Genomic DNA, 24219 nt, shown 5'->3' with positions numbered 1-24219 from the left:
CCCGGGAGCCCGGGGCGTCTTCAGTAGGCGGGCAGGGCGCGGCGCCTGCGACGCAGGACCCACGCCGCCACGATCCCGCCGATCAGCCCGAACAGGTGCCCCTGCCAGGAGATGCCGACCTGGCCGGGCAACACGCCCCAGATGATCGAGTAGTACGCCACCGCCACGCCGATGCCGATCACGATGTCCAGGGCGCGGCGGTCGAACAGGCCCCGGGCCAGGACGAAGCCGAAGTAGCCGAACACCAGCCCGCTCGCGCCGACCGTGACGTACGTCGGCGGGCTGGTGAACCACACGCCCAGGCCGCTGACCACGATGATGATCAGGCTGGCGGCCAGGAAGCGGCCGATGCCGCGCAGCGCGGCGAGGAAGCCGAGGACCAGCAGGGGCAGCGAGTTGGCCATCAGGTGGCCGAAGCCCGCGTGCAGGAACGGGGCCAGGAGGATGCCCGGCAGCCCATCGGGATCCCAGGAGCGGATGCCGTAGGCGTCGAAGTCGGCGGGCAGCACGTAGTCGGCGATCTCGCTCACCCACATGACCGCGACGAGGAGGATGTTGACCACCGCCGCGCCCGCGGCGCCCGCGGCCAGGTCACCGGCCCTGCGGCGGAACCGGGCGGAGGAGGACGGGGAGGACGGGCCGGTCGGGTACATCCCGGTCGGGTGGTCGTTCATGCACTCTCCTGGCCGTCGGAGCCTCGCGTGGACATCACGTGCCCCCGCCCGGCTTGTCCACACCTTCACGGTATGCACTTCACGACGGAAACGCGCTCATTGCCCGGGCCCGTTTCCCACCGGCGGGCATGGCGGGCGGGAAACGGGCCCAGGACGACCGGGAGACGGACCCGGGACGCCCCGGAAAAGGGCCCAGAATGCCCCGGAGACGCCCCCGAGGACGTGCGACGCGGAGCGCTACTCGCCCCGCCACCGGGGGGCGCGCTTCTCGGCGAAGGCCGCCGCGCCCTCCATGGCGTCCTTGGAGCCGAACACCGGGTTGATGATCTCCTGCTGCCGCTCGAACATCTCCTCGGCGCTCCAGTCGGCCGACTCGACGATCACCCGCTTGGTCGCGGCCAGCGCCAGCGGGGCGTTCGCCGCGATCCGCCGGGCCAGTTCGACCGCCCTGGCCAGCGCCTCGCCCGCGGGCGTGACGTGGTTGACCAGGCCGGCCTCCCGCAGCCGGGCGGCCGGGAAGTGGTCGCCGGTGAGGGCGATCTCCATCGCGAGGTGGTACGGGATGCGCCGGGGCAGCCGCATGACCCCTCCGGCCCCGGCGACCAGGCCGCGCCTGGGCTCCGGCAGCCCGAACTTCGCCTCCTCGGAGGCGATGACGATGTCGCAGGCCAGCGCCAGCTCGAACCCGCCGGCCAGGGCGTAGCCCTCGACCGCGGCGATGATCGGCTTCTTCGGGGGCGCCTCCACGAGACCGCCGAACCCCCGGCCCGCCACGACCGGGACGTCACCGGCCAGGAAGCCCTTGAGGTCCATTCCGGCGCAGAACGTGCCGCCGGCGCCGGTGAGGACGTAGGCGGCGACGTCCTTGCGTTCCTCCAGCTCGTCCAGGGCCGCGGCGATGCCCCGGGCCACGGCGCCGTTGACGGCGTTCCTGGCCTGGGGGCGGTTGATCGTGATGACGGCGACGCCGTCCTCGACGTCGACCAGAACCTCGTCAGACACCGGTCACTCCTACTTGGGCTGGAAGCGGATACCGCCGTCGAAGCGGATGACCTCGGCGTTCATGTAGTCATTCTCGATCAGCGCGCGCACCAGGTGGGCGAACTCCGCGGGCCGGCCCATGCGCTTGGGGAAGACCACCGGCGCCACCAGCTTGGCCTTGAACTCCTCGGCGTTGCCCGAGAAGCCGTAGATGGGGGTGTCGATGATGCCGGGGCAGATCGTGTTGACGCGGACGCCGATGGCGGCCAGGTCGCGCGCGGCCGGGACCGTCATGCCGACGATGCCGCCCTTGGACGCCGAGTAGGCCACCTGGCCGGTCTGGCCCTCCAGCGCCGCCACCGAGGCGGTGTTGACGACCACGCCGCGCTGGCCGTCCTCGTCGGCCGGCTCCGTCTTGGCGATGGCCGCCGCGCCGATGCGCATGAGGTTGAAGGTGCCGATCAGGTTGACGTCGATGACCTTGCGGTAGGAGGCCAGGTCGTGCGGGGAGCCGTCGCGGTTGACCGTACGGGTGGCCCAGCCGATGCCGGCGCTGTTCACCACGACGCGCAACGGCTTGCCCGTCGCCACGGCGGCGTCCACGGCGGCCTGCACCTGCTCCTCGTCGGACACGTCGGTCTTGACGAACACGCCGCCGAGCTCGTCGGCGATGGCCTTGCCGCGCTCCTCGTTGAGGTCGGCGATGACGACGGTGGCGCCGTGCGCGGCGAGCTCGCGGGCCGTGGCCTCGCCGAGACCGCTGGCACCGCCCGAGATGATTGCTGCTGCTCCGTTCAGGTCCATGAGCGGACTTTAACGCGCGGACCGAATGAAGTTCTACTCAGGGTGGCCAAATCTCTCCTACGGCGTCGGCCACGTCGGGGTAGACCTTGATGCGCCGGTCGAGGCCGGTGGTGCGCAGGATCCGGGCCACCGGGGTCTGCGGCGCGGCCAGGCGGACCCCGCCGCTCTGGGCGGTGGCCAGCCGCCACGCCTCGATCAGCACGGACAGGCCGCTGGAGTCCATGAACGACAGGTCGGTGAGGTCGAGGACGAGCCGGGGGCCGTCGAGCTTGATGGCGTCACGGATCTCGTCCCGCAGGAAGGGAGCGGTGAACAGGTCGAGTTCTCCCTCGACGGCCACCACCACGGCGTCACCAACGGCGCGGCGAGCCAACCGCAGCTTCATAACTCCTCCTCCGGGACCCATGAGGCAGCCCCACTTTACTTCGGCATCACCGCCCGTGAGGTCCCGCGACCGCGCGGATCATCCCGCCGGATCAGGAGTTTTCCCTACAACCGTCACATATCACCAGCACCTCCCGCGCCCGCCCGTCCCGCGCCCGCGCCGCCCGGGATCGCGAAGCCGTACGGCAGCTCCAGGCGGTGGGCGGCGAGCAGCTCCGGATCGGCGAGGATCTCCCGCGTCGGCCCGTCGGCGACGATCACGCCCCCGGAGAGGATGAGCGAGCGCTCGCACAGCTCCAGCGCGTACGGCAGGTCGTGCGTGACCATCAGCACGGTCACGTCCAGGCCCCGCAGGATCTCGGCCAGCTCGCGGCGGGAGGCCGGGTCGAGGTTCGACGACGGCTCGTCCAGCACCAGGATCTCCGGTTCCATGGCCAGCACGGTCGCCACCGCGACCCGGCGGCGCTGGCCGAAGGACAGGTGGTGCGGCGGCCGGTCGGCGGCCTGCAGCATGCCCACGCGCTCCAGCGCGGTGACGACCCGTCGCTCCAGCTCGGCGCCCCGGACGCCCATGTTGGCCGGGCCGAACGCGACGTCCTCGCGGACGGTGGGCATGAAGAGCTGGTCGTCGGGGTCCTGGAAGACCAGCCCGACCCGCCTGCGGATCTCCATGAGCGAGTCCCTGCCCACCGGCAGCCCGGCCACGGTCACCGTGCCGTGGCCGGCGGTCAGGATGCCGTTGAGGTGCATCACCAGCGTGGTCTTGCCCGCGCCGTTCGGGCCGAGCAGCGCCACCCGCTCCCCCCGCTCCAGGCGGAGGTCCACGCCGAACAGGGCCTGCGTGCCGTCCGGATAGGCGTACGCCAGCCGGCTCACCTCCAGCGACGGCACCGTACCCGTGCCGGCGCCCGTCCCAGCGCTCAAGCCAACCCCCAGACTCCCAGCAGCGCCACGAGCGCCACGCCAGGCAACATACCGGCGGCCAGCCACTGCCGTGACGAGGCGGACGGGTCGGCGAGCACCGGCATCGACCCGGTGTAGCCGCGGCTGAGCATCGCCAGGTGCACCCGCTCGCCCCGCTCGTAGGACCGGATGAACAGCGCGCCCGCCGACCTGGCGATCACCGGGATGTGCCGGACGTCCCGCGCGGCGAAACCCCGGGATTCCCTGGCCACCCGCATGCGCCGCATCTCGGCGAGGATCACGTCCAGGTAGCGGAGCATGAACATGGCGATCTGCACCAGCAGCGACGGCAGCCTGAGCCGCTGCGCGCCCAGCAGGATCATCCGGGGTTCGGTGGTGGCCGCGAGCAGGACGCTCGCCAGCACCCCCAGGGTGGCCTTGACCAGGATGTTCCACGCCGCCCACAGGCCGGCCACGCTGAGCGACAGCCCCAGGAACGGCGTCCGCTCGCCGGACCCGACGAACGGCAGCGCCACGGCGAACACCACGAACGGCACCTCGACCGCCATCCGCCGCAGCAGGAAACCCGGCGGGATCCGCGCGATCACCGCCACCGCGGCCAGCAGCGCGCCGTAGCCGGCGAACAGGCCGAACCACTCGCGCGGGGTGGCGACCACCACCAGCGCGAAGCACACCACCGCCGCCAGCTTGCACTGCGGCGGCAGCCGGTGGACGAGTGAGTCTCCCGGCAGATGGAGACGGTGGTGGTGCCCGGCGCCCATCAGGCCGCGACCCCCTCCCGCGTACGGCGCCGCACCGCGGCGAACAGCCCGCCGCCGACCGCCAGCGTCACCCCGGCGCCGATCAGGCCCGCCACCCCGACCGGGAGGCCGCCCTGCTCGCCGTAGTCGGCCAGCGGCTGGTCGCCCAGCGCGTGGTCGGTGGCGCGGTCGGCGAAGCCCTTGTCCTCGGCGACCCGCTCCAGGCCGTCGGGCGAGGCGGAGGCGTAGAAGCTGACCCCGCCGGCCAGCACCGCGGTCAGCGCGATGGCGGCCGGGGCGAACCAGCCGAGACGGCGGCGTGAAGTCGCCTGCGCGGGGACGGCCACCGTGTCCCCGGCGTCCCCGGCGTCCCCGGCGGCCCCGGCCTCACGCTCCTCACCGCCGGGGCCGCGCAGGACCAGCGGGGCGGCCAGGCCGCGCGCGCCGTACACCAGGTCGGGGCGGACGGCCAGGACGGTGCTGACGGTGACCGCGGTGATCAGGCCCTCGCCGATGCCGATGAGCGTGTGCACGCCGCCCATGGCCGCGGCGACCGTGCCGACCGAGACGGGCGCGGTGCCGCCGAGCCAGAACAGCAGGGTGAACGTCAGCGCCGTGGCGGGCACCGAGAGCAGCGCGGCGGCGAAGGAGGCGGCGACGACGGCCCCGCGGCCGCGCGCGCTCCGGGTGATGAGCCGGAAGACGCCCCAGGCGACGAGGACCGAGACGATGCCCATGAGCGTGATGTTGACGCCCAGCGCGGTCAGGCCGCCGTCGGCGAAGAAGAAGCCCTGCACCAGGAGGACCACGGCTATGCACAACACCGCCGTGTACGGTCCCACGAGGATCGCGGCGAGCGCGCCGCCGAGGAGGTGGCCGCTGGTGCCCGCCGCCACCGGGAAGTTCAGCATCTGGACCGCGAAGACGAAGGCGGCGACCAGGCCCGCCATCGGGGCCGTCCGGTCGTCGAGCTCGCGGCGGGCGCCGCGCAGCGCCACCGCCACGCCCGCGGCGGCGACGACCCCGGCCGACAACGAGACGGCTGGGGTGAAGAATCCATCGGGTACGTGCACGGCGAACCTCCCAAATGCGGCATCGCCCCCATACTTTAGGCCATTGACTTGTAGTTGCAATGAAGTGGCATTAGCGGAGCAGTCTCCGGACGAACGCCCCGGGGGTGAGGGTCCGCACCGCCGTGCTCAGCCGCCCCTTGCCCGCCGTGGCGTAGGGGCGGACGTTCCGCCGGACCAGGCCGTGCCACCAGGTGCGCGGCGGCGCGATCGCCTCCGCCGGCGCCTCGATCCGGAAGAGCGCGGGCGGACCGCCGAGATCGAGCTCCAGGTAGGCGTCCCAGGTGCCGGGCCCGAGCCGGTTCGCCGCCTGCCTGACCGCGAACGCGCCGCCCTCCCCGGCGACGACCGGCTCGCGGCGCTCCCGCCCCGAGCACCGCTCCCGCCAGACCAGATGCCGTACGGCGCGCGCCGCCGGCCGGGCCGCGCCCACGGTGACCTCCCCGTCGATCGCCAGCCGGTGGCCGAACATCCAGCGGGTCCGCGTCAGGCGCACGTTGCCCGGGACGCTGACCACGTGGCCGCCGACGTCGACGCTGAGGTTGCCGTGCGGCCGGGTGAAGTACGGCAACGCCACGACGCCGCCCGCCACCCGGGGCACCGGCGGGACGATCCGCCCGTCGCGGTCGGCGCCGAGCCGGGCCAGCCGGGCGACCCCCTCGCACTCGATCCGCACGTGGACGTCCCAGACGCCGGAGGACAGCGCCGCGACGTCGACCGCCCCGGTGAAGCCCTCGGGCCCGCCGTCGACCGGGACCACGACGTCGCGGGGCCGCTCCGGGCCCTCGTGACGCCGCCGCAGGACCAGCATGAGACCGCCCACGTCCGGCTCGGGGCCGTCGCCCCCGACCGGCGCGCTGAGCGCGACCCGGCCGGAGACGGCCAGCCGTCCCCCGGCGTCCCAGCACAGGCCGGTGAGCTCGCGGCGGACCACGGCCGACTCGACGTGCGCCAGCCGGACGAGGCGGTCGATGTCCCGGAGCGCGGCGAGCCGGCTGCGGTCGATGGCCCGCAGCCGGTCGCGGACCCCGTCGGTCAGCCAGCGGTCGCACAGGTCGGCCACCTCGGCGGCGATCTCCTCCCGCTGGTCGGGACCCGCCTCCAGGAACGGCCTGCCCAGGCTGCCGAAGGCGTCCATCCGGAAGTGCCGCCGCAGCAGGTGGTCGCGGAGCGCCCCGGGTCGCACGTGGGAGGTCATCACCTCGATCGGCTTCCTGATCATCCGCAGCCAGGCGACCGGGTCGCGACTGCCCGGCCGCTGCATGATGCTGCTGCCGTCGGGCCGGTCGACCAGGTGGTAGCAGTCGTAGTCGGCGACCACCGAGATCACCTCGGCGTGGCAGTAGGCGTGGGTGGTGAAGACCACGTCCTCGCCCACCAGCAGGCTCTCGTCGAAGCGGATCGCGTGGCGCTCCAGCATCTCCCGGCGGAACAGCTTGAAGCAGCTCAGGCTGTTGTAGACCGCGCTGTCACCGAGCGGTACCCGGTCGGCGTTCTCGTGGAACATCGAGACCGGCGCCCGGCGGCCGTGCCCGACGATCTTTCCGAGGACGATGTCGGAGCCGTTGCGGTCGGCCATGGCGAGCATCCGCTCCAGCGCCTCGGGGCCGAGGTGGTCGTCGGCGTCGCAGAAGAACACGTATCTGCCGCGGGCGTGGGAGAGCCCGACGTTGCGGGGACGGCCCGCGCCGCCGGAGGGCCCCTGCCGGAAGACCCGCACCACGCCGGGATGACAGGCGGCGTAGAGGTCGAGCAGGTCGGCGCCGCCGTCGGTGGAGCCGTCGTCCACCACGACGATCTCCCGGGAGACCCGCTGGACCAGGATGGACGTCAGGCACCGGTCGAGGTAGGGGCGGCAGTTGTGGACCGGCACGACGACGCTGACGTCGATGTCGCGCAACACGTCCACCCGGGACGGAGCCCCCGCGCGGGCCGCCCCCCTGCGCCCGGCCCCTCCGGAGGCGCCCGCACCCGCCGCCTCCCCGCCATGGCCGGTCCGGACTCGCTGAAGGATCGTCCCCGTCACCGCCGCGCCCCTCGTCGGTTACTTTCCGTTTTCTTGGCGATACAGTATGTGCCGCGGAGCCCCCCGCGCGCGGCGGATCCGCGGTGTTGGTCCGCCGCTCTTCGGGCCGCCGCGCCGCCGAGGGGTGAGGAACGCCCGTTTCGTACGACTTGCCGCCGGAACGGTCCCCGGCGACGGGACGACATGGAACTACCCTGATCACGGCGTGAGTTTGTTTTGCCGCCCCACCAGCCAATCTCCACGGCATGAACGTGACACCGAACATCCACGGCATGACCGGAACGCACGTCCAGGGCACGAGCCCGGCGCCGGGCGGTGACCGCCGCCCGGAGGACCGCCCCGCCGTCTCCGCCCGCGCCCTCGTCCTGGCGGCCTGCGCGATGTCGCCCGCCCTCTGCCTCCCCGTCCCCGCCTCGGCCGCCGCGCCGGCCGTCGTCCCGGCGGCCGTCTCCGCCCCGGCCGTCACGGTCCCGGCCATCGGGCCGGAGACGCCCGCCGACGAGACCGCGCCCCTGCGATTCCGGCTGCGGTCGACGGCGAGCTCCAGCCAGGTCAGCGGCGGGGCACGGGAGTTCGTCATCAGGGTGGACGTGCAGAACCTCAACAAGGGACCCGTGACCCTCGTCGGGATCGGCCGCAACGGCCCGGGGCTGCGGCTGATGTCCGCGGACGACAGCCCCCAGACGCTCAAGCCCAGGGAGCGGGTGAGCTACGAGCTGCGCTACCGGGTGACCGACTGCGACGCCGTGCCGCGGAAGGACTGGCCCATCCCGGTCCGCGTCCGGCAGGGCGCGGGCCAGCGGGTCGTCGAGGTCCCGCTGGCCGGGTTCGCCCCGGACGCCATGGAGGGCGGCGAGGAGTCGTCGGCGACCGTCCCGTGGCAGGCGGCCATGGCCGGGGAGGTGTGCCGGATCTTCTGACGGCCCCCCGGCCGGGTAAAACGTTCCGCGGTTCGGCGCCGAACCGCGTCCCCGGCCGGGCGGCCCGGAGTACCTTCGGGGTGCTCCGGGCCTTCCCCGGAGGTGGCGGCCGTACGGCCAGGCGGCCCCGTTCCGCGTCCCCTCCCGCCTGGGCGGAGAGGCCCCGCGTGGAGGCAGTGGAGGCAAGTGAGGCGAGTGATGACAGTCATCGCGGCGGTGCTGCTCGCGACCGGCCTTGTGGTCTCCGGCTGCGAGGCCGGGAACGCGGGGGCGCCGGGAGACCTCGGCAAACCCGCCGCGCCGCCCGGCGGTCCCGCGGGTCCCGAGCGGCACGAGACCGTCTCCTACGACGTCAACGGCCCGCTGACCGGCCTGCGGGTCGCGACCGGCGGGACCATCGAGGTGACGGAGACGTCCCGGTCCGGCGCCCACGTCACCGAGAGCCTCCGGTGGACGGACCGCAGGCCGGTCACCCGGCACCCCGTGCTGGACGGCACGCTGACGCTCGACCACACGTGCCCGCCGGTGTCCGACGGGATCGGCCGGACGTGCGTCGTGGACTACCGGGTGGAGATCCCGCGCGGCCTGCGGGTCAGGGCCGACAGCGGGGCCGGGTCGATCGGGCTGCACGGCCTGTCGGGCCCGGTGGAGGCGAGTTCGGGGGCGGGTGACGTCGTGGCCGACGGCCTGACGGGCCGGCAGGTGGCCGCCACGACCGGCGCCGGCGCGGTACGGCTGGGGTTCGCCGGTCCGCCCGACGCGGTGGACGTGCGGACCGGCACCGGCGACGGCGTGGTACGGCTGCCGCCCGGGACCTACCGGGTCGTCACCGGCACCGCCACGGGGCTCACCCGGGTCGCCATCACCGACGACCCGGCCTCGCCGCGGCTGGTGCGGGTCCTCAGCGGCACGGGGAACATCGACGTCTCCCCGGCGTGACCCGGGGACCCGGCGTCACGGGCGGCGCTTCAGCCTTCCGGGAGCGGTGACCGCACGGAGGGCGTCGTCGCAGGTGGGGTGGATGTCGAAGACGTTGTGCAGCCCCGTGGCCCACAGCAGCCGCTCCAGGCTCCCGTGGACGCCGCTGAGTGCCAGCCGCAGGCCCTCGGCCTCGCTGCGGTGCAGCGCCAGGACCAGCTCGCTCATCCCCACCGAGTCGCAGAAGGAGACCTCGGCCAGGTCCACGACCAGCGCCGGGGCGGCGGGCCGCTCCGTGGCCTGCCGCAGTCGCTCACGCAGCACCGGCGCGGAGCCCATGTCGAGTTCCCCGTGGGCGCGGAGGACGACCGCTCCGTCACGCGGCTGGGACGAGATGGTGAGCGCGGTGGCGCTTTGCGGCTGGGACACCATGATCATTTCCTCATATCCGTATTCCGTGAACCGCGACAGGTGATGGACACGTCCGGCGCCGGACGCGGCAGAACACGGGGATGTCACCCTCATGACCGGCCGGACCGCTGGACGAACGCCGAAAAAAACGGTGTTATCCGCTCGTGGACCCCCTCACCCGCACGCGATGGCCAGCCGTCGCCGGCGACCGGTCCCGCTCCACGCCGGATCCCGCCGGAGTGGAGACAACCACGCCTCCCTACCCGATCACCGCCCTGTCACACCGGTTCCGCGAGACGCAAGCCTTTCAGCCGTCACCCAATGGCATTCCCAAAACCGGGAGAAATACCCTGAAAATGGTCATAAATCCTGTTTTAGGGATGGATGTCCGGGCACGCGTGTCTCGCCTGGCGCCTCCCGGCCCGATCCGAGGAAGGAGCGCCGATCCGCCGTGCCCGATCGCCATGACCCGCCTCAGGAAGCCCCGTCCAAGGCCGCGCGGGAGCCGGGCACGCCGACGGCCACCGTCCCCCGGAAGGTCGCCGTCTCCGAGCTCACCCTGGGCATGGAGGAAGAGCTCCTGCTGGTCGATCCACGGACCGGCCTGGCGCTGCCCCTGGCGGCGGAGGTGCTCGGCCGCGTGACCGGCCCGGCCCGCGGCCGGATCGTGCCGGAGCTGACCAGGATGCAGATCGAGATCAACAGCGGCGTCCACACCGGGCTGCGCGACCTCGCGGACGACCTGCTGCGGCTGCGCGGCGCCGCGGCCGAGGCCGCCACCGCGTCCGGGGCCGCGCCGGCCGCGTGCGGCACGTGCCTGGCCGGGGACGGCGGCATGCCGCCGCTGACCGACTCCTCCCGCTACCACCGCATCCACGGGCACTACCGGGCGCTGCTGCGGGGCCAGGTGGTGTGCGGCTGCCACGTGCACGTCGGGGTCCCCGACCGGGAGGAGGCCGTCCAGGTGATGAACCACGTGCGGCCCTGGCTGCCGACCCTCCTCGCCCTGTCCGGCAACTCCCCCGTCTGCGACGGCGCCGACACCGGGTACGCGAGCTGGCGGGCGATGCTGTGGTCCCGGTGGCCGAGCGTCGGGCCGCCGCCCGTCTTCGAGTCCGCCGCGCACTACGACGCCCTCGTCGAGACCCTGCGCGCCGGCGGGACGATCCTGGACCACGGGATGGTCCACTGGCTGATCAGGCCCTCCCACCACCTGCCGACCCTGGAGTTCCGCACCGCCGACACCTGCGCCACCGTGGAGGAGGCGACGGTGCTGGCCGGGCTGATCCGCGGGCTGGTCGCCGTCCTCCTCGCCGACGTGCGGCGCGGCGTCCCGCCGCCCCCGGTCGACCAGACGCTGCTGCTCGCCGCGTACTGGCGGGCGGCCCGCGACGGCATCGAGGGCGACGGGGTGGAACTCCCCTCCGGCCGCCGGGTGCCGGCCTGGGTGACGGCGGGCCGGCTGCTGGACCGCGCCCGTCCCGGCCTGGAGGAGAGCGGCGACCTCGGCCTGGTGACGGCCGGGCTGGAGCGGATCCGGCGCCTCGGCTCCGGCGCGGCCCGCCAGCGCGCCGCCTACCACCGCCGCCGGCGGGTGGCGGACGTGGCCGAACTGATCGTCCGGCAGACCCTGGACGTCCCCGGCTTCCTCGCCGGCCGTCCCCCGCGGCCGCGCCTGGCCGCCGACCGCCCCTCCGCCTCCCCCGGCACCCTCCGCTCCTGACGGCGTCCTCCGTTCCCGACCGCGTCCTCCGCTCCCGGCGGTGGCCACCGTTCCGGCGGCGGCCTCGGCGGGCGCGGGGGCACGGTCCCGGTGTCACCTCGCGGCGGAGGCCGCGACGAGCGACGGATAGTCCTTCAGCTCGATGTCCGTGGCGAACCGGTCGGTCAGCTTCAGCATGAGCGTGAGCAGGAACCTGCGCTGGAACATCCAGTTCCGCATCCTGATCCTCACGCGGGTCGCCGGGGCGAGGAAACCTCCGGCGTCGCCCTTCCCGGTCACCTTGGCGTAGCCGCGGAGCAACTCCTCGTACCCGCGGAACCCCGCCCGGTGGTCGCCGCCGGCCAGCGCCAGCTCCCCGGCCAGCACGTACGCGCCCACGACGGCCAGGCCGGTGCCGAAGCCGCCGAGGGTGTTGCCGTAGGCGGCGTCGCCGAGCAGCACCACCCGCCCACTGGCGTACCGGTCGATGTGGACCCGGCTGATCGAGTCGAGATAGAGCTCGCGGGCGTGCGGCAGACGGGTGAGGATCTCGGGCACCCGCCAGCCCGCGCCCCGGTAGGCGTCGGCCAGGATCCGCCGCTGCGCCTCGACGTCGTAGCGGTCGTAGTCGATCGGCGGGGAGGCGAAGACGAAGAAGACGGGCGAGCTGGGGCCGCCGAGCGAGACCATCCGGCCGGGCTCGTTGTACATCCCGGTGCCGAGGCCGGCGCCGAGGTCGGCCAGCGCGTAGTGGTACCCGAGGAAGCGCACGTAGTCGGACTCGGGGCCGAAGGCCAGCCGCCGCACGTTGGAGTGGATGCCGTCCGCGCCGACCACCAGGTCGAAGGTGCGCGGCGCGCCGCGTTCGAAGGTGACGTGCACGCCGTCCGCCGTCTCGGTGAGCGAGGTGATCGAGTCGCCGAAGACGTACTCGCAGCGGCCCGCCGTCCTCTCGTACAGCAGGGCCGACAGGTCGCCGCGCAGGATCTCGACGTCGCCGCCGGTGAACTCGCCCGGCAGGACCGCCAGCCGCCGGCCCTCGGCGTCGACGATGTCCTGGTCCGTCCCGCCGGTCTGGTGGCGCCGCACCTCCTCCAGGATGCCCATCCGCCTCAGCACGGAGAGCTGGGCCTCGCCCTTGAAGTCGACGGCCTGGCCGCCGGGGCGCAGCGAGGGCGCCCGCTCGACGACGGTGACGGCGTAGCCGTAGCGGATCAGCCAGTAGGCGAGCGCGGGGCCGGCGATGCTCGCGCCGGAGATGAGGACCGTGGTGTTCTTCATGCCCCGACCTTCGCCGGGGGCGCTGACAGCCCGCCGACCACCGGCTGACACCCGCGCTCCCCCGCCGCCGGCCGCTGTCAGCCGCCGTCAGCCGCCGTCGGCCACTCCCCCTGCTCCGCCTCCGCCTCCGCGTCCCGCCGCTCCGCGTCCTCGGCTCCGCGCGCCTCGGTGTCCTCGGCTCCGCGCACCTCCGCGTCCTCGGCTCCGCGCGCCTCGGCGTCGAGCACCGCCCGCGCCTCGTCGCGGCGCATGGCGGCCCCGCGGGCGAACGCCGCCGCGAACGCCTCCACGCCGGCGAGGTCCCGGGCGTCCGCGGCGGTCCGCGCGACGTCGCGGTCCCCGGCCACGGCCGTGCCGCGCAGCGCCACCGCCGCCCCCAGCAGCAGGGCCGCCCGCTCCCCCGCCGCCCGCGCGCTCTCCCCGGCCCGCGCCGTACCCGACGTGGGCCGCCCGGTGCCCGCCATGGCCGTCCCGGGTCGCCCGGGACGCCCGGTGCCCGCCGTACCCGGCGCGGGCTCCGCGGTCGCGGGACCCTTCGCGGTCGTCGCCGGGTCTCCCCCGTGTTCCAGCAGTACGGCGCCCGCCCACCCCTCGGCGGCGGCGGCGAGGTCCGACGTCAGCGGCGTCCTGCGGGCCGCGGCCAGCGCCCGCCGGTGCCGGAGCCGGGCCCCGGCGGGGTCGCCCTCGGCCTCGGCCAGCCGCCCGAGCGCGGTGAGCGCCCGCGTCCGCGTCCCCGCCGCGAAGGGCCCGTCCTCCGCGGCGCGCAACGCGGCGCCGAACAGCCGGCGGGCCTCGGCGAGGTCGCCCCGGTACCACGCGATCCGGCCCAGGCCCAGGCGGACCTCGGCGGGAGCGTCCGGCCAGCCCGCCTTGCGGGCGAGCTCCCCGGCCCGCCGGTAGTCGGCGACGGCGGCGGCCGGATCGCCCTGACGCACCAGCGCCTCGGCCCGGTGCGCCAGCAGGTCGGCGCTCTCCTCCAGGGCGCCGAGCTCCTCCATGAGCCGCAGCGCCTCCCCCCACGGCTCCCGGGCCCGCGCCCACTCGCCGCGCAGCCCCGCGATGAGGGCCAGCCCGTCGAGGGCCTGGGCCGTCCCCCAGCGCTCACCGAGGTCGCGGAACCCCGTCAGCGCCTCCGCGAACTCCCGCTCTCCCCGGGCGATCTCGCCGCCGAACACCGCCAGCAGCCCCCGGCTTAGCCGTCCCAGCGCCCGGTTCCACGGGTCGGAGCCGAGCAGCCGCTCCGCCTCGGGCCCGATCGGCCCCGACGGCGGCCCGGCGAACATGCCCCACAGCGCCACGGTGAACGGGTGGCGCGTCGGCCGGTCCAGCGACCGCATGATCTCCCCGGCCCGTTCCCAGTGCCCGGCCGGCGCCCGCGGCACGGCGTGCGCCACGCACACGACGTACTCCTCCTCCAGCCCCTCGGGCGGCCCGCCGGCCGCGTCGAGGAGCTCTGCGGCGGCCTCCCCCGCCTGGGCGCGTCGCCCGCTCAGCCACCAGTAGATCGCCAGCGCGGCGACCAGCCGCATCGCCGTACCCCGGTCCCCGCGTACGGCCCAGCGCAGCGCGGCCATCAGGTTGCCGTGCTCGGCCGACAGCCGCTCCAGCCACCGCAGCTGCCCGGCCCGGAGCAGGTGGGGGGCGGCGCGTTCGGCGAGGCCGAGGAAGTGGCGGGCGTGGGCGGCGCGCAGGCGCTCCTCCTCCCCGGACTCGGCCAGCTTCTCGGCGCAGAACAGCAGGATCGTGTTGAGCATCCGGTAGCGGTCGCCGTCCGCCTCGACCAGCGACCTGTCCACCAGGTCGGCCAGCAGCCCGGCGGCGTCGTCCACGCCGCAGACCTCCTCGACCGCCTCCAGTGACGCCCCGCCGGTGAACACGGCGAGCCGCCGGGCCAGCGCCCGCTCTTCCGGGGTGAGGAGGTCCCAGCTCCACTCCACCACCGCGCGCAGGGTCCGGTGCCGGGCCGCCGCCGTACGGTCGCCGCGCGACAGCAGCCGGAACCGGCCGTGCTCGGCCAGCCGCCCGGCGATCTCCTCCGCGGTGAACGACCGCAGCCGTGCCGCCGCCAGCTCGATGGCCAGCGGCAGCCCGTCCAGCGCCGCGCAGATCCGGACGACCGCCGCCGCGTTGTCCGGACCCACCTCGAAGCCGGGCCGTACGGCGGCGGCCCGGTCGGCGAACAGGCGGACGGCGGGGTAGGCGGCCGCGTCCCGCGGCGGGAGATCCGGGGGCGGGGTGGGCAGCGGCGCCAGCGGCACCAGCGTCTCGCCGGTGATGCCGAAGGGCTCGCGGCTGGTGGCCAGGACGCGGAGCCCCGGGCACTCGGCCAGCAGCCCGCGGGCCAGCGCGGCGGTACCCGCGATCACGTGCTCGCAGTTGTCGAGGACGAGCAGCGACTCCCGGTCGGCGAGCGCCGCCACCAGGCGGTCGGCGGGGTCGGCCGTGCGGAGTGACTGGAACCCGGTCTCGCGCAGTCCGAGCGCGCCGAGCACCGCCCGGGGCACCTGGTCGTCGTCGGCGGCGGAGGTCAGGTCGACGAAGCACGCCTCGCGCCGGTCCCGCCCGGCCGCCTCGATCGCCAGCCGGGTCTTGCCGGTGCCGCCCGGTCCGGTGATCGTGACGAGCCGGGAGTCGCGCAACGCGCCGATCCGCTCCAGTTCCCGCTCGCGTCCCACGAAGCTGGTGAGCTGGGCCGCGAGCCGCCGCCGCGGCGGCGCGGGCTCGGCGGCGCGCAGCACCGCCAGGTGGACGGCGGCCAGCTCCGGTGAGGGGTCGGCACCGAGCTCCTCGGCGAGCGTCCGCCGGGTCTCCTCGAAGACCTCCAGCGCCTCGGCCTGCCGCCCGGCCGCGTGCAGGGCGCGCATGAGCTGGCCCCTGAGCCGCTCCCGCAGGGGGTGCGCGTCCGCCAGCCGCCTCAGCTCGGCCACCGAGGTCCCCTCGGGGAGGGCGAGCTCGGCCTCGACGAGGTCCTCCGCGGCGGCGAGCCGCAGCTCCTCCAGGCGCGCCTCCCGCTCCCGCCGGAACGACCCGGGCGGCAGATCGGCCAGGGCGGGTCCCCGCCACAGGCCGAGCGCCTCGCGCAGCGTGCCCGCCGCGGCCTCATGGTGGCCTTCGACCAGCAGACGCCGCCCCTCGCGGGCGAGCCGCTCGAACCGGTGGACGTCGACGTCACCGGGATCGACCGCGAGCCGGTACCCGGCCCCGTGGAACTCCACGACACCGGCGGGAAGGTTCCGGCGCAGCCGGGACACCTGGGCCTGCAGCGCGTTCGCGGCGCCGGCCGGGGGGTCGTCGCCGTACTGGCCGTCGATCAGCTCCGTCACGCCGACCACCCGGCCCGCGTTCAGCAGCAGCATCACCAGCAGGGCACGCGGCCGGGGGCCGCCCACCGGGATCTCCTCACCGGCGGCGGACCGCACCTCCAGGGACCCGAGAACGCCGAACTGCACGGTGCCGATTGTCCCCCATGCCCGGCATGCGCCCGCCGGGCAGGGACGGACACGCCTTTCCGGCACGGGCGGGAAGCGGCCATGAAGCGCGGGCCGCCCGGGGCGCGCCGGGTGGACCACCGGCAGGGTGCCCCGTGCGGGCGGGATCATGTCGTTCGTCGTCAGTGACCGGCATCCGCGGGCCGCGGAGCGCGGTCGCGGCGGGTGCGGAGCTTGTACCGGTTGCCGCAGCGGTCCATCGAGCACCAACGGCGGGCGCCGGGCCGGGAGGTGTCCAGGAAGATGAGGAGGCACCGCTCCCCGCCGCACACGCGCACCCGGGAGGCCATCGGCCCGCCGAACAGCTCGACGGCGTCCCTGGCGACCGCGGACAGGAACTGCGCGCCGGTCACCGGCGTCGCCCAGCCCCGCTGGAAGGACGGCGTGACCACGGGCACGGGAGGCGGGGCGGCGGCGAACTCGTTCAGGACGGCGAGCGCGTCCTGCGGGGCGGCGGGGTCCCCCACCCCCGTCGCACGCTCGGCCAGGGCCTGGATCGCGGCGCGCAGTCGTTTGGCCCCGGCCAGGTCGGCCTCGCCGACCACGACCTCGTCCGGAAGGCCGAGCCGGGACAGCGGGATCCAGGCCGCCAGGTCCTCCGGCGCGTGCAACTGCTCCCACTCCGGAAGCGCGCCGGTGAGCAGGAACTCCAGGCACGGCGCCCCCGCGTCGAACCGGAAGGTCTGACCGTCCCGAGGCGTCAGAAGAATGCCGTTTGCGTTGTTCACCCCACCAGTCTAGCCTCTGACACCAGTTAAACCGGTGTCAGCATCCGGTGTGAACGAAAGGCGAGTCATGCAGGAGATCATCGATCTGATGGACCGGGCGTGGGAGGCCAACCGGAACGGCGACGCCGACTTCTACGACGGCTTCCTCACCGACGCCCCGGTCAGCGTGTCACCGTGGGGCGTGGTGACCGACCGCGACGCGATCCTGAAGGGGTTCGCCGAGAACCGGAACCCCTACACCCGCACCGACCAGTCGGACCACCGGGTGATCACGCTCGACTCCGGCAGCGTCGTGCACACCAGCAGGGTCGAGATCGACATGCTGGTGAACGGCACCGACCCGCAGACCATGGCGGTCTTCGCCACCACCGCGCTGACCAGGGGCTCGGACGGGGCCTGGAAGGCGGCCCTCTTCCAGATCACTCCCGCGCCGGCCCGCTGACGGGGTCGCCGGGCCGGCCGGGCGGACCCGACGCCGGGTGGCCGCCGCCCCGGGCCGGCGGGCTCGACGGCCGGCCCCGGCGGGCCCCGCGGCCGGTGCACGAGCCCGCCGGGACGCCGTACGGGGGCGGGGGACCGGGTTCGGGCGGCTGTCAGGTGCGGAAGAGGCGCCAGAACGCCAGCGCGACCTCCTCCGCGGGCGCCGGGGGGTCGCCGGTGACCCAGTGCGCGATCACACCGGTGAGGGCGCCGGCCAGGTAGGCGGCGTGCGTCTCCGCCGGGACGTCGTCGAGCCCTCCGGCGCGGTGCCCGCCGGTGAAGCGCCCGGCCAGCTCGGCGGTCAGCCGTTCACGCATGCGCACGACGAACAGCGCGCTGCCCTGGGGGCCCAGCATCCGCCGGTACAGCGGGGCCGCGGCGGCCACGTGCCCGAACAGGACGGTCAACGGCTCGGGGGTCCGGTCGCGGGGCGCGTCGCGCGGGCACAGCGCGGCGGCCCGGGCCACCTGGGCCACCGCCTCCTCCATGGCGTCGGTCACGAGCGCGTCCACGTCGGGGAAGTGCAGGTAGACCGTCGCCCGGTTCACCCCGGCACACCTGGCCACCTCCGACACCGTGATGGCGCCCACGTCCTTCTCCGCGGCCAGGGTGAGGACCGCGGTGCGCAGCCGCGCCCGGGTGCGCCGTACTCGGGGATCGTCCGCCTTCATGCCCCGGACTATACAACAGGCGTTGCATAATCAACACATGTCGTATAAGTTGCCGGGTATGCGAATCGAGATCTGGGCGGACGTGGTCTGCGGATGGGCTTACATCGGCAAGCGGCGGCTGGAGGCGGCACTGGCCGACCCGGCCTTCGACGGTGTTCCCGTCGAGGTCGTGTGGCGGCCGTTCCGGATCGACCCCACCTCGCCGGCGCGGTCCACCCCCATTGAGGAGGCGCTCGCCGACCCCGCGGTGGACAACGCGCTGCGCGTCTGCGCGCCCGGCCTGTCCCCCGGGGAGAACCGGACGCGGGTCTCCGACATCGCCGCCGCGGAGGGGATCGGCCCGCGCTGGGGAGCGGCCTGGCGGGCGAGCAGCCACGACGCGCACCGCCTGCTGTTCCTCGCCCACGAGCACGGCGGCGCGGAGCTGCAGAACGCCGTGGCCGAGCGGGTGATGCGGGCCCACTTCGTCGACGGGGCCGACATCGGCGACCGCCGGACGCTCGCCGCCGTCGCGGCCGAGGCCGGCTTCGCCGACGGCGCCGCGCTGCTGGAGACCGGCGCGGGCGAGGACGAGGTGCGGGAACTGCTCCTCGTCGGCAAGGCACGCGGGGTGGCGACCTCTCCGACGATCGTCGTCGGCGACCGCGCGCTGGCCGGCGCCCAGCCGGCCGAGGTGATCCGGGAGTTCATCGCCCGGGGCGGTCACCGCCGCGAGCTGCCCGACGAGGTGGAGCGGCTGCGCCACGCCGAGGCCCTCCTCGACCGGCGCGACCCGCTCGGGTCGCTGGTCCTGCTGCGGCCCCTGCTCGACGCGTACGGCGACGACCGCAACGTGCTGATGCTCGCCGCCCGCGCCTACTTCGCCTCGGCGCAGCTCGGCCGGGCCCGCGCCACGCTGGAGCGGCTGGTGGGCGACACTCCGGACGACTCCTACGCCCGGCACCTGCTCGGCCGCACCCTCCAGCGGCAGGGCCTCGCCGAGGAGGCCGCCCCGCACCTGAGCATGGCCGCCGCCATGTCCCCGGAGTACGACTGATCCCTGCCCCTGATGACGCCGGTCATCGGCCGGGGTACGGCCGAGTCCTGCTTCTGACCCGGCCGTACCCCGGTTACACCTGTCATGCCCCCGGGGTACGGCCGAGCCCTGCTTCTGACTCGCCCGGCCCCGGTGACGCCGGCCATGCTCCCGGAGTACGGCTGAGCCGCGCCCGGCCGCCCGGCCGTGCTCCCCTCACGGGTGATCGGCTGTGCCGTCGCCGGACGGGCGGGGTGCCCGGCGGGCTACGGTCGCGGCTCGCCGTACCAGCGCCAGGAGGTCAGGCGGGGACGGCCGGGGAGCTCGCCGCGCCCGGTGGCCCACAGCAGGGTGGGCCAGGGGCCGGTGTCCCTCGGGGCGTCCGGGAACAGCCTGGCCAGGACCCGCTCACACAGTCCGGCGGGCGGCGCCCAGCCGAGCCCGAGTCCTCCGGCCAGGTCGTGGGTGTGCACCAGCGCCTCGACGATTCCCATCGCGGCGAAGCCCTCGGGGTCGGATGCCCCGAAGACGTGGTGGGCGCGGAGCTCCGGCGGTGTCGTGCGCACCATGGCGGACAGCAGCGCGCCGCTCGTCTCCAGCACCTGCAGCAATCCGTCCGGCCCCGCCGCGCGATCGGCGTGGATCGTGTTCCGCGGGCCCCCGGGCCTGCGCCGCTCCAGGCGGAAGGGCACCTCGCGGTCGCCGGGCGGCGTGCGGAGGCCGAGCTGTGCGGCGTAGGCGAAGAGGTCGTCGCCGAGGTGCTCGACGGTCTCCCAGCGGCTCCACTCCAGCGAGCCCGCCATGTCGTCCCAAGCGGTCGCGGGCACCCGGCGGACGACGTCCATGGCGAGCCGTACGGCCTCGTCGAGGTCGTCGGCGGTGACAGGGGACCGGGGCGGCGCGGCTTCACGGGACTGCGACATGCCACGGACCATACCGCCCCGTGGAAACCCGACCGTCGCATCGTCGAAGCAGACCATCGCGACCGCGAGGTCGACCACCGCGACCGCGGAAACCGGCCACCGTACCGCGGAAGCCGGGCCGTCGCGGCCGTCGCCCGCGCGGGGCGGGAGAGGGAGGTCGTTCAGGGGCGCATTCCGCCGAGGGCGGTCTCGACGAGCGCGGCGGCGTACTCGTGGGTGAGCGGGCCTTCGCGGTGCAGCCAGCGGACGAGCAGCGGACTCCACAGGAGATCGACCGCGACGTCCAGGTCGAGGTCCGCGGCGAGCTGCCCGGCCTCCTGGGCCGCGCGAAGACGCCTCTTCTTGAGCTCCCGCATCGGCCGGTTGAGCCGTTCCGCGTAGAGGGCGGCGAGGTCGGCGTCGTGGGCGATCTCGATGCTGAGCGCGCGCATCGTCCGGTCGTAACGGGGGTCGTTCAGCTCGTCCACGGTCGCGAACATGACCGTCTTCAGATCGGCCTCGACGTCCCCGGTGTCGGGGAGGGCGGCCTCCTCGACGGACTCCCCGCCACCTTCCCCGCCGCCTCCCTCGCCGGGTTCACCCGTCGTGAACATCAGGAAGGCGTCGAAGAGGACGGCGCCCTTGGACGGCCACCAGCGGTAGATGGTCTGCTTGCCGACTCCGGCCCGCGCCGCGATGCCCTCGATGCTGAGCTTGGCGTACCCGACCTCGGCCGCGAGCTCGAAGGCGGCGGTGAGAACGGCTCGCCGGGAGGTCTCGCTGCGCCGGGCCACGCCGGCGGACGGACGGCGCTGATCAGTCATGACGTCACCGTAGCACAGACATGAGACGAGACGGTCCGTCTTGACATAGGACGATCGATGGGACATGGTGAAGGGCATCTCGGCGAGACGAACCGTCTCGTCACAATTTCGGTCAGTGGAGGCCCCCTTTGGAAACCCCGCACACCCCCAGGACCTGGTTCGTCACCGGCGCCGGCCGCGGCCTGGGCCGCGCCTTCACCGAGGCGGCGCTGGAGCGCGGCGACCGGGTGGCCGCCACCTCCCGGGACGTCGGCCCGTTGCGCGACCTCGTGAGCGAGCACGAGGGCCGCCTGCTGACCATGCCCCTCGACGTCACCGATCGTGACGCCGTCTTCGCCGCGGTGACGGCCGCCCACGAGCACTTCGGCCGGATCGACATCGTCGTCAACAACGCGGGCGCCATGTCCTCGGGAATGGTCGAGGAGTTCACCGAGGCCGAGGCGCGCGCTCAGATGGAGGTCAACTTCTTCGGCGCGCTGTGGGTGAGCCAGGCCGTCCTGCCGCACCTGCGTGCGCAGGGATCGGGACACATCCTGCAGATCTCCAGCATCGCCGCCCTCGGCGGCTTCCCCAGCACCGGGATGTACAGCGCGAGCAAGTTCGCGCTGGAGGGCATGAGCGAGGCGCTCGCGATGGAAGCCGCGGCGTTCGGTGTGAAGCTCACCATCGTCCAGCCCGGCGGCTACTGGACCGACCTCTACACCCGCATGACCTCGACCACCCCTCTCCCCGCCTACGCCCCGTTGCGCGCCGAGCTGGAGAAGCAGTGGGCCGAGGGCTCCGTGGACAGCGAACCCCGCCTGGCCGCCGAGGCCGTGCTGAAGCTCGTCGACAGCCCGAACCCCCCGCTGCGGCTCCTGCTCGGCAGCATGGTCTACGACCTGGCCCTCGACGTCTCCCGGCGGCGCATGGACACCTGGGCCGCCTGGGAGGAGGTCAGCCGCGCCGCCGAACACGCCGTCCCGGCCCCGGACGGGTACGGCGCGGACCACGACGCCTGACCGGTTCCAGCCGGTTGCCTGTGCCGCGTCGCTCCTGGATGATCCACATATGGGGTGAGGCGTACCGAGGGGCGACGATGAAGGCATTGCTGGTGCTCATGGGCGTCGCCGCGGTGGGCGCGCTGGTCGCGGTCCTCCTGTTGTCACGGGCCCCGGCGGACGGCGGTGACGGCGCGGAACGCGTGGCCGCGGATTCCACCGTCCCGGCCTCGGCTCCCCCCGCGGCCGGGAAGAGCGTCCTGCTGGACGTCGAGGGCGCCGTCATCGAGGAGTTCTCCGGCGACTGCGCCGGCAGCGGATATCCGTACCTCTGCCGGTATGTCAGGGAGCGGCTGCTCGCCGAGGACCCGCGGCTGCTCACCCGCGACGGCCTGACGATCCGGACGACGATCGACCAGCGGCTCCAGCGGGCCGCGCAGCGGGCCATCGACGCCCACGTCCACCGCGACGACGCGCCGGTCGCCACCCAGGTCATGATCGTCCCCGGCGAGGGCGCCATCAGGGCCATGGCCACCAGCCGCGGCGCCGGTGACGGGGCGGCCCTCCAGCAGGGCACCACGGCGATGCCGTACACCCTGGCCGCCGCGCTCGCCGCCGGCCTGCGGTACGACGACGGCTTCCCCGTCTCGGACGTCTACCGGGCCCCGGACCACGCGGCGTTCAGGAACTGCGCGGGCCAGTCCGTCGGCGAGCCCTCCCATGTCATCTTCGACCTGGAGAAGGGCGGGGAGCGGTTCGTCACCCTGCGATCGGGTACCCACGGCGCGGTGAACACCTTCCACATGCGTCTTACGGAGAAGACCGGCCTGTGCGAGACCGTCAGGACGGCCGAGTCGCTCGGGCTCAGGCGCGGCGACGGGACGCCGCTCCGGGAACTGGAGACGTTCACGCTGGGCGTCAACGAGGCCGACCCCGTCTCGGTGGCCAATTCGTACGCGAGCCTCGCCGCCCGCGGCCGCTTCTGTGAGCCGACGGTGATCACGGAGATCCGCGACGGCTCGGCCGCCCCGCGTCTCTTCCCGCCGCGCTGCCGGCAGGTCCTGGACCCGGCGGTCGCCGACGCGGTCACCGGAGTGCTGTCCGAAGCCCTGACGGAGAGCGCGCTCGGCATCGGCCGCCAGGCGGCGGGCATGCCCGGCACGACCGACGCGTTCACCGCCGCCTGGTACGCCGGTTACACCCCCGGCCTGGCCTCGGCCGTCAGCCTCGGCGACCCTCGCGGCGGGTACCGGTACCCGCTGACGGACGTCACCATCGGCGGTCACCACTACCCGAGGGTGGACGGCGCGTCGGTTCCCGGCTCGATCTGGAAGGAGACCATGACCGAGGCGGCGCGGGGGACGCGGGAGACCCGCTTCACCCGGCCGGACATCGGCCGCTTCGGCGGCTGCCGCGACGCCTGCCCGAACTGACCACCGCGCTCGGCGGGTCACGCTAGAAGCCGGAGCTCTCGGCCCTGCGCCGGATCCTCAGAGCAGGGCCCTGTGAACTTCTATGAAGGCCGCGCGTACTCCCGCAGCCGGCTGTTCATGAGGTCCCAGAACGAGCGGCAGCGTTCGGCCCCGGCGAGCCAGGGGGCCATGTACCAGGCCTCCCACTCGCCGTCCGGAGTCCTGATATGCGGGTTGAGGAGATATACGCCGTCGTCGTATTCACCGATCATGAGTGTGTCCGGCACGTACTCTCCCCGGACATGGATCGTGTCCTGACCCTCTCCGTAGACGAAGTAGTCCTCGTCGGACGGGCGCAGGTCGTCGTCCTGGGATGACCAGATGTCGACCAGCTGCGGATCGAGGTCGCGGACCCAGCCGATCCGGCCGACCGGCAGTAGCGGGCCACAGGCGATACCCTTCCCGTCCCAGCCGTCGGTGACCCGGAGGAACCCGCGGTAGCTCGGCGGCAGCCTGACGCCGAGACGCCGCTCATGCTCCACGAGCTCGGACTCGACGACCCCGGGTGCGCCCAGCCAGCTTCGAGGGTCAGGGGGCTCGGGAACATCCCACGACGCGCGCTCGACGGCTGCCCGGCCCGCGCGTCGCAGCAGGCCGGGCCAGGGATGACGCGTGTCGCCGGGAACATGGAGGGTGCTCACGAAGCACACCGTACGGCAAGTCGATCAAGGAGCTCAGCCGATGTACGGCACCGCCCGGTCGGCGGCCGTCCGCGTCCGCATCGACCGGTTCGTCTCCGGTGCCCCGGAAGGGACAGCCTGGTTCCGGCTCCCGTTGAGGACCGTCGATCACCGCCTCGGCCCCGCGCGGAGACACCGTAAGAC

The 24219-nt window shown here is 74.3% G+C and carries 23 protein-coding genes; 7 read left to right on the top strand and 16 right to left on the bottom strand.

Annotated features, from left to right (window positions below; genetic code table 11):
• Positions 1-20: 20 nt before the first annotated feature.
• The 8 genes from ACQP10_RS04590 to ACQP10_RS04555 all read right to left on the bottom strand — a co-directional run bounded on the left by ACQP10_RS04590 (position 21) and on the right by ACQP10_RS04555 (position 7477).
• A complete protein-coding gene (locus ACQP10_RS04590; protein WP_179819743.1) occupies positions 21-674 on the bottom strand; it encodes a rhomboid family intramembrane serine protease in 654 nt (217 codons plus the stop codon).
• A 237-nt stretch (positions 675-911) separates the two neighbouring features.
• Positions 912-1676 carry a crotonase/enoyl-CoA hydratase family protein gene (locus ACQP10_RS04585; RefSeq protein WP_179819744.1) on the bottom strand — a complete coding sequence of 255 codons (765 nt, stop codon included), beginning with the start codon at positions 1674-1676 and terminating at the stop codon, positions 912-914.
• A 9-nt stretch (positions 1677-1685) separates the two neighbouring features.
• On the bottom strand, positions 1686-2459 hold the full coding sequence (locus tag ACQP10_RS04580) for an SDR family NAD(P)-dependent oxidoreductase (RefSeq protein ID WP_179819745.1): 774 nt from the start codon (positions 2457-2459) through the stop codon (positions 1686-1688).
• Positions 2460-2496: 37 nt separating this feature from the next.
• Entirely contained in the window at positions 2497-2844 is a 348-nt protein-coding gene (locus ACQP10_RS04575; RefSeq protein WP_179819746.1) for an STAS domain-containing protein, read from the bottom strand.
• A 113-nt stretch (positions 2845-2957) separates the two neighbouring features.
• Entirely contained in the window at positions 2958-3767 is an 810-nt protein-coding gene (locus ACQP10_RS04570; RefSeq protein WP_346017620.1) for an energy-coupling factor ABC transporter ATP-binding protein, read from the bottom strand.
• Positions 3764-4528 carry a cobalt ECF transporter T component CbiQ gene (gene cbiQ, locus ACQP10_RS04565; RefSeq protein ID WP_346017621.1) on the bottom strand — a complete coding sequence of 255 codons (765 nt, stop codon included), beginning with the start codon at positions 4526-4528 and terminating at the stop codon, positions 3764-3766. The genes ACQP10_RS04570 and cbiQ overlap by 4 nt, the downstream gene beginning before the upstream one ends.
• Positions 4528-5580, bottom strand: a complete 1053-nt coding sequence (locus ACQP10_RS04560; RefSeq protein WP_179819748.1) for an energy-coupling factor ABC transporter permease — start codon at positions 5578-5580, stop codon at positions 4528-4530. The genes cbiQ and ACQP10_RS04560 overlap by 1 nt, the downstream gene beginning before the upstream one ends.
• Before the next feature lie 70 nt (positions 5581-5650).
• Positions 5651-7477, bottom strand: coding sequence for a glycosyltransferase family 2 protein (locus tag ACQP10_RS04555; protein ID WP_346017623.1), 1827 nt, complete (start codon positions 7475-7477; stop codon positions 5651-5653).
• Positions 7478-7848: 371 nt separating this feature from the next.
• On the opposite strand from ACQP10_RS04555, the gene ACQP10_RS04550 reads away from it, so the two are divergent.
• Entirely contained in the window at positions 7849-8523 is a 675-nt protein-coding gene (locus ACQP10_RS04550) for a hypothetical protein (RefSeq protein ID WP_346017624.1), read from the top strand.
• Between the two features lie 198 nt (positions 8524-8721).
• A complete protein-coding gene (locus ACQP10_RS04545) occupies positions 8722-9462 on the top strand; it encodes a hypothetical protein (RefSeq protein ID WP_433540945.1) in 741 nt (246 codons plus the stop codon).
• A 15-nt stretch (positions 9463-9477) separates the two neighbouring features.
• Here the strand turns inward: ACQP10_RS04545 and ACQP10_RS04540 are convergent, their stop codons facing one another.
• Entirely contained in the window at positions 9478-9873 is a 396-nt protein-coding gene (locus tag ACQP10_RS04540; RefSeq protein WP_346017626.1) for an STAS domain-containing protein, read from the bottom strand.
• Between the two features lie 430 nt (positions 9874-10303).
• On the opposite strand from ACQP10_RS04540, the gene ACQP10_RS04535 reads away from it, so the two are divergent.
• The gene (locus tag ACQP10_RS04535) at positions 10304-11575 is read left to right on the top strand and encodes a carboxylate-amine ligase (RefSeq protein ID WP_433540944.1); all 1272 of its coding nucleotides are present in this window, start codon (positions 10304-10306) and stop codon (positions 11573-11575) included.
• Positions 11576-11668: 93 nt separating this feature from the next.
• On the opposite strand, the gene ACQP10_RS04530 is transcribed toward ACQP10_RS04535, so the two are convergent.
• The 3 genes from ACQP10_RS04530 to ACQP10_RS04520 form a co-directional block, all read right to left on the bottom strand.
• Complete coding sequence (locus tag ACQP10_RS04530) at positions 11669-12835, bottom strand: FAD-dependent monooxygenase (protein WP_433540943.1); 1167 nt, start codon at positions 12833-12835, stop codon at positions 11669-11671.
• A gap of 77 nt (positions 12836-12912) precedes the next feature.
• On the bottom strand, positions 12913-16284 hold the full coding sequence (locus tag ACQP10_RS04525; RefSeq protein ID WP_433540942.1) for a BTAD domain-containing putative transcriptional regulator: 3372 nt from the start codon (positions 16282-16284) through the stop codon (positions 12913-12915).
• Positions 16285-16445: 161 nt separating this feature from the next.
• A complete protein-coding gene (locus ACQP10_RS04520; RefSeq protein WP_433540941.1) occupies positions 16446-17051 on the bottom strand; it encodes a CGNR zinc finger domain-containing protein in 606 nt (201 codons plus the stop codon).
• A gap of 67 nt (positions 17052-17118) precedes the next feature.
• Between ACQP10_RS04520 and ACQP10_RS04515 the strand changes: the two genes are divergently transcribed.
• On the top strand, positions 17119-17493 hold the full coding sequence (locus ACQP10_RS04515; RefSeq protein WP_346017631.1) for a YybH family protein: 375 nt from the start codon (positions 17119-17121) through the stop codon (positions 17491-17493).
• 151 nt (positions 17494-17644) lie between these two features.
• Here ACQP10_RS04515 and ACQP10_RS04510 read toward each other — a convergent pair whose 3' ends face one another.
• Positions 17645-18202: a TetR/AcrR family transcriptional regulator gene (locus ACQP10_RS04510; protein ID WP_346017632.1), complete on the bottom strand. Its 558-nt coding sequence runs from the start codon at positions 18200-18202 to the stop codon at positions 17645-17647.
• 58 nt (positions 18203-18260) lie between these two features.
• Between ACQP10_RS04510 and ACQP10_RS04505 the strand changes: the two genes are divergently transcribed.
• Positions 18261-19238, top strand: coding sequence for a DsbA family protein (locus tag ACQP10_RS04505; protein ID WP_346017633.1), 978 nt, complete (start codon positions 18261-18263; stop codon positions 19236-19238).
• Positions 19239-19483: 245 nt separating this feature from the next.
• On the opposite strand, the gene ACQP10_RS04500 is transcribed toward ACQP10_RS04505, so the two are convergent.
• Both ACQP10_RS04500 and ACQP10_RS04495 read right to left on the bottom strand, forming a co-directional pair.
• Positions 19484-20140, bottom strand: a complete 657-nt coding sequence (locus tag ACQP10_RS04500) for a maleylpyruvate isomerase N-terminal domain-containing protein (protein WP_392572429.1) — start codon at positions 20138-20140, stop codon at positions 19484-19486.
• A 161-nt stretch (positions 20141-20301) separates the two neighbouring features.
• Positions 20302-20943: a TetR/AcrR family transcriptional regulator gene (locus tag ACQP10_RS04495; protein WP_399499082.1), complete on the bottom strand. Its 642-nt coding sequence runs from the start codon at positions 20941-20943 to the stop codon at positions 20302-20304.
• Between the two features lie 128 nt (positions 20944-21071).
• Between ACQP10_RS04495 and ACQP10_RS04490 the strand changes: the two genes are divergently transcribed.
• Positions 21072-21944 (top strand): SDR family oxidoreductase, encoded by an 873-nt coding sequence (locus tag ACQP10_RS04490; RefSeq protein WP_346017636.1) that lies wholly within the window; start codon positions 21072-21074, stop codon positions 21942-21944.
• 77 nt (positions 21945-22021) lie between these two features.
• Positions 22022-23356, top strand: coding sequence for a hypothetical protein (locus tag ACQP10_RS04485; protein ID WP_433540940.1), 1335 nt, complete (start codon positions 22022-22024; stop codon positions 23354-23356).
• Between the two features lie 80 nt (positions 23357-23436).
• Here ACQP10_RS04485 and ACQP10_RS04480 read toward each other — a convergent pair whose 3' ends face one another.
• On the bottom strand, positions 23437-24036 hold the full coding sequence (locus tag ACQP10_RS04480; RefSeq protein ID WP_389991057.1) for an SMI1/KNR4 family protein: 600 nt from the start codon (positions 24034-24036) through the stop codon (positions 23437-23439).
• Positions 24037-24219: the final 183 nt, after the last annotated feature.

The organism is Streptosporangium sandarakinum (assembly GCF_050942225.1).
Taxonomy (GTDB): Bacteria; Actinomycetota; Actinomycetes; order Streptosporangiales; family Streptosporangiaceae; genus Streptosporangium; species Streptosporangium nondiastaticum.
The sequence above is the reverse complement of the archived record's forward strand: the minus strand, read 5'-3'. Positions and strand labels throughout refer to the sequence as shown.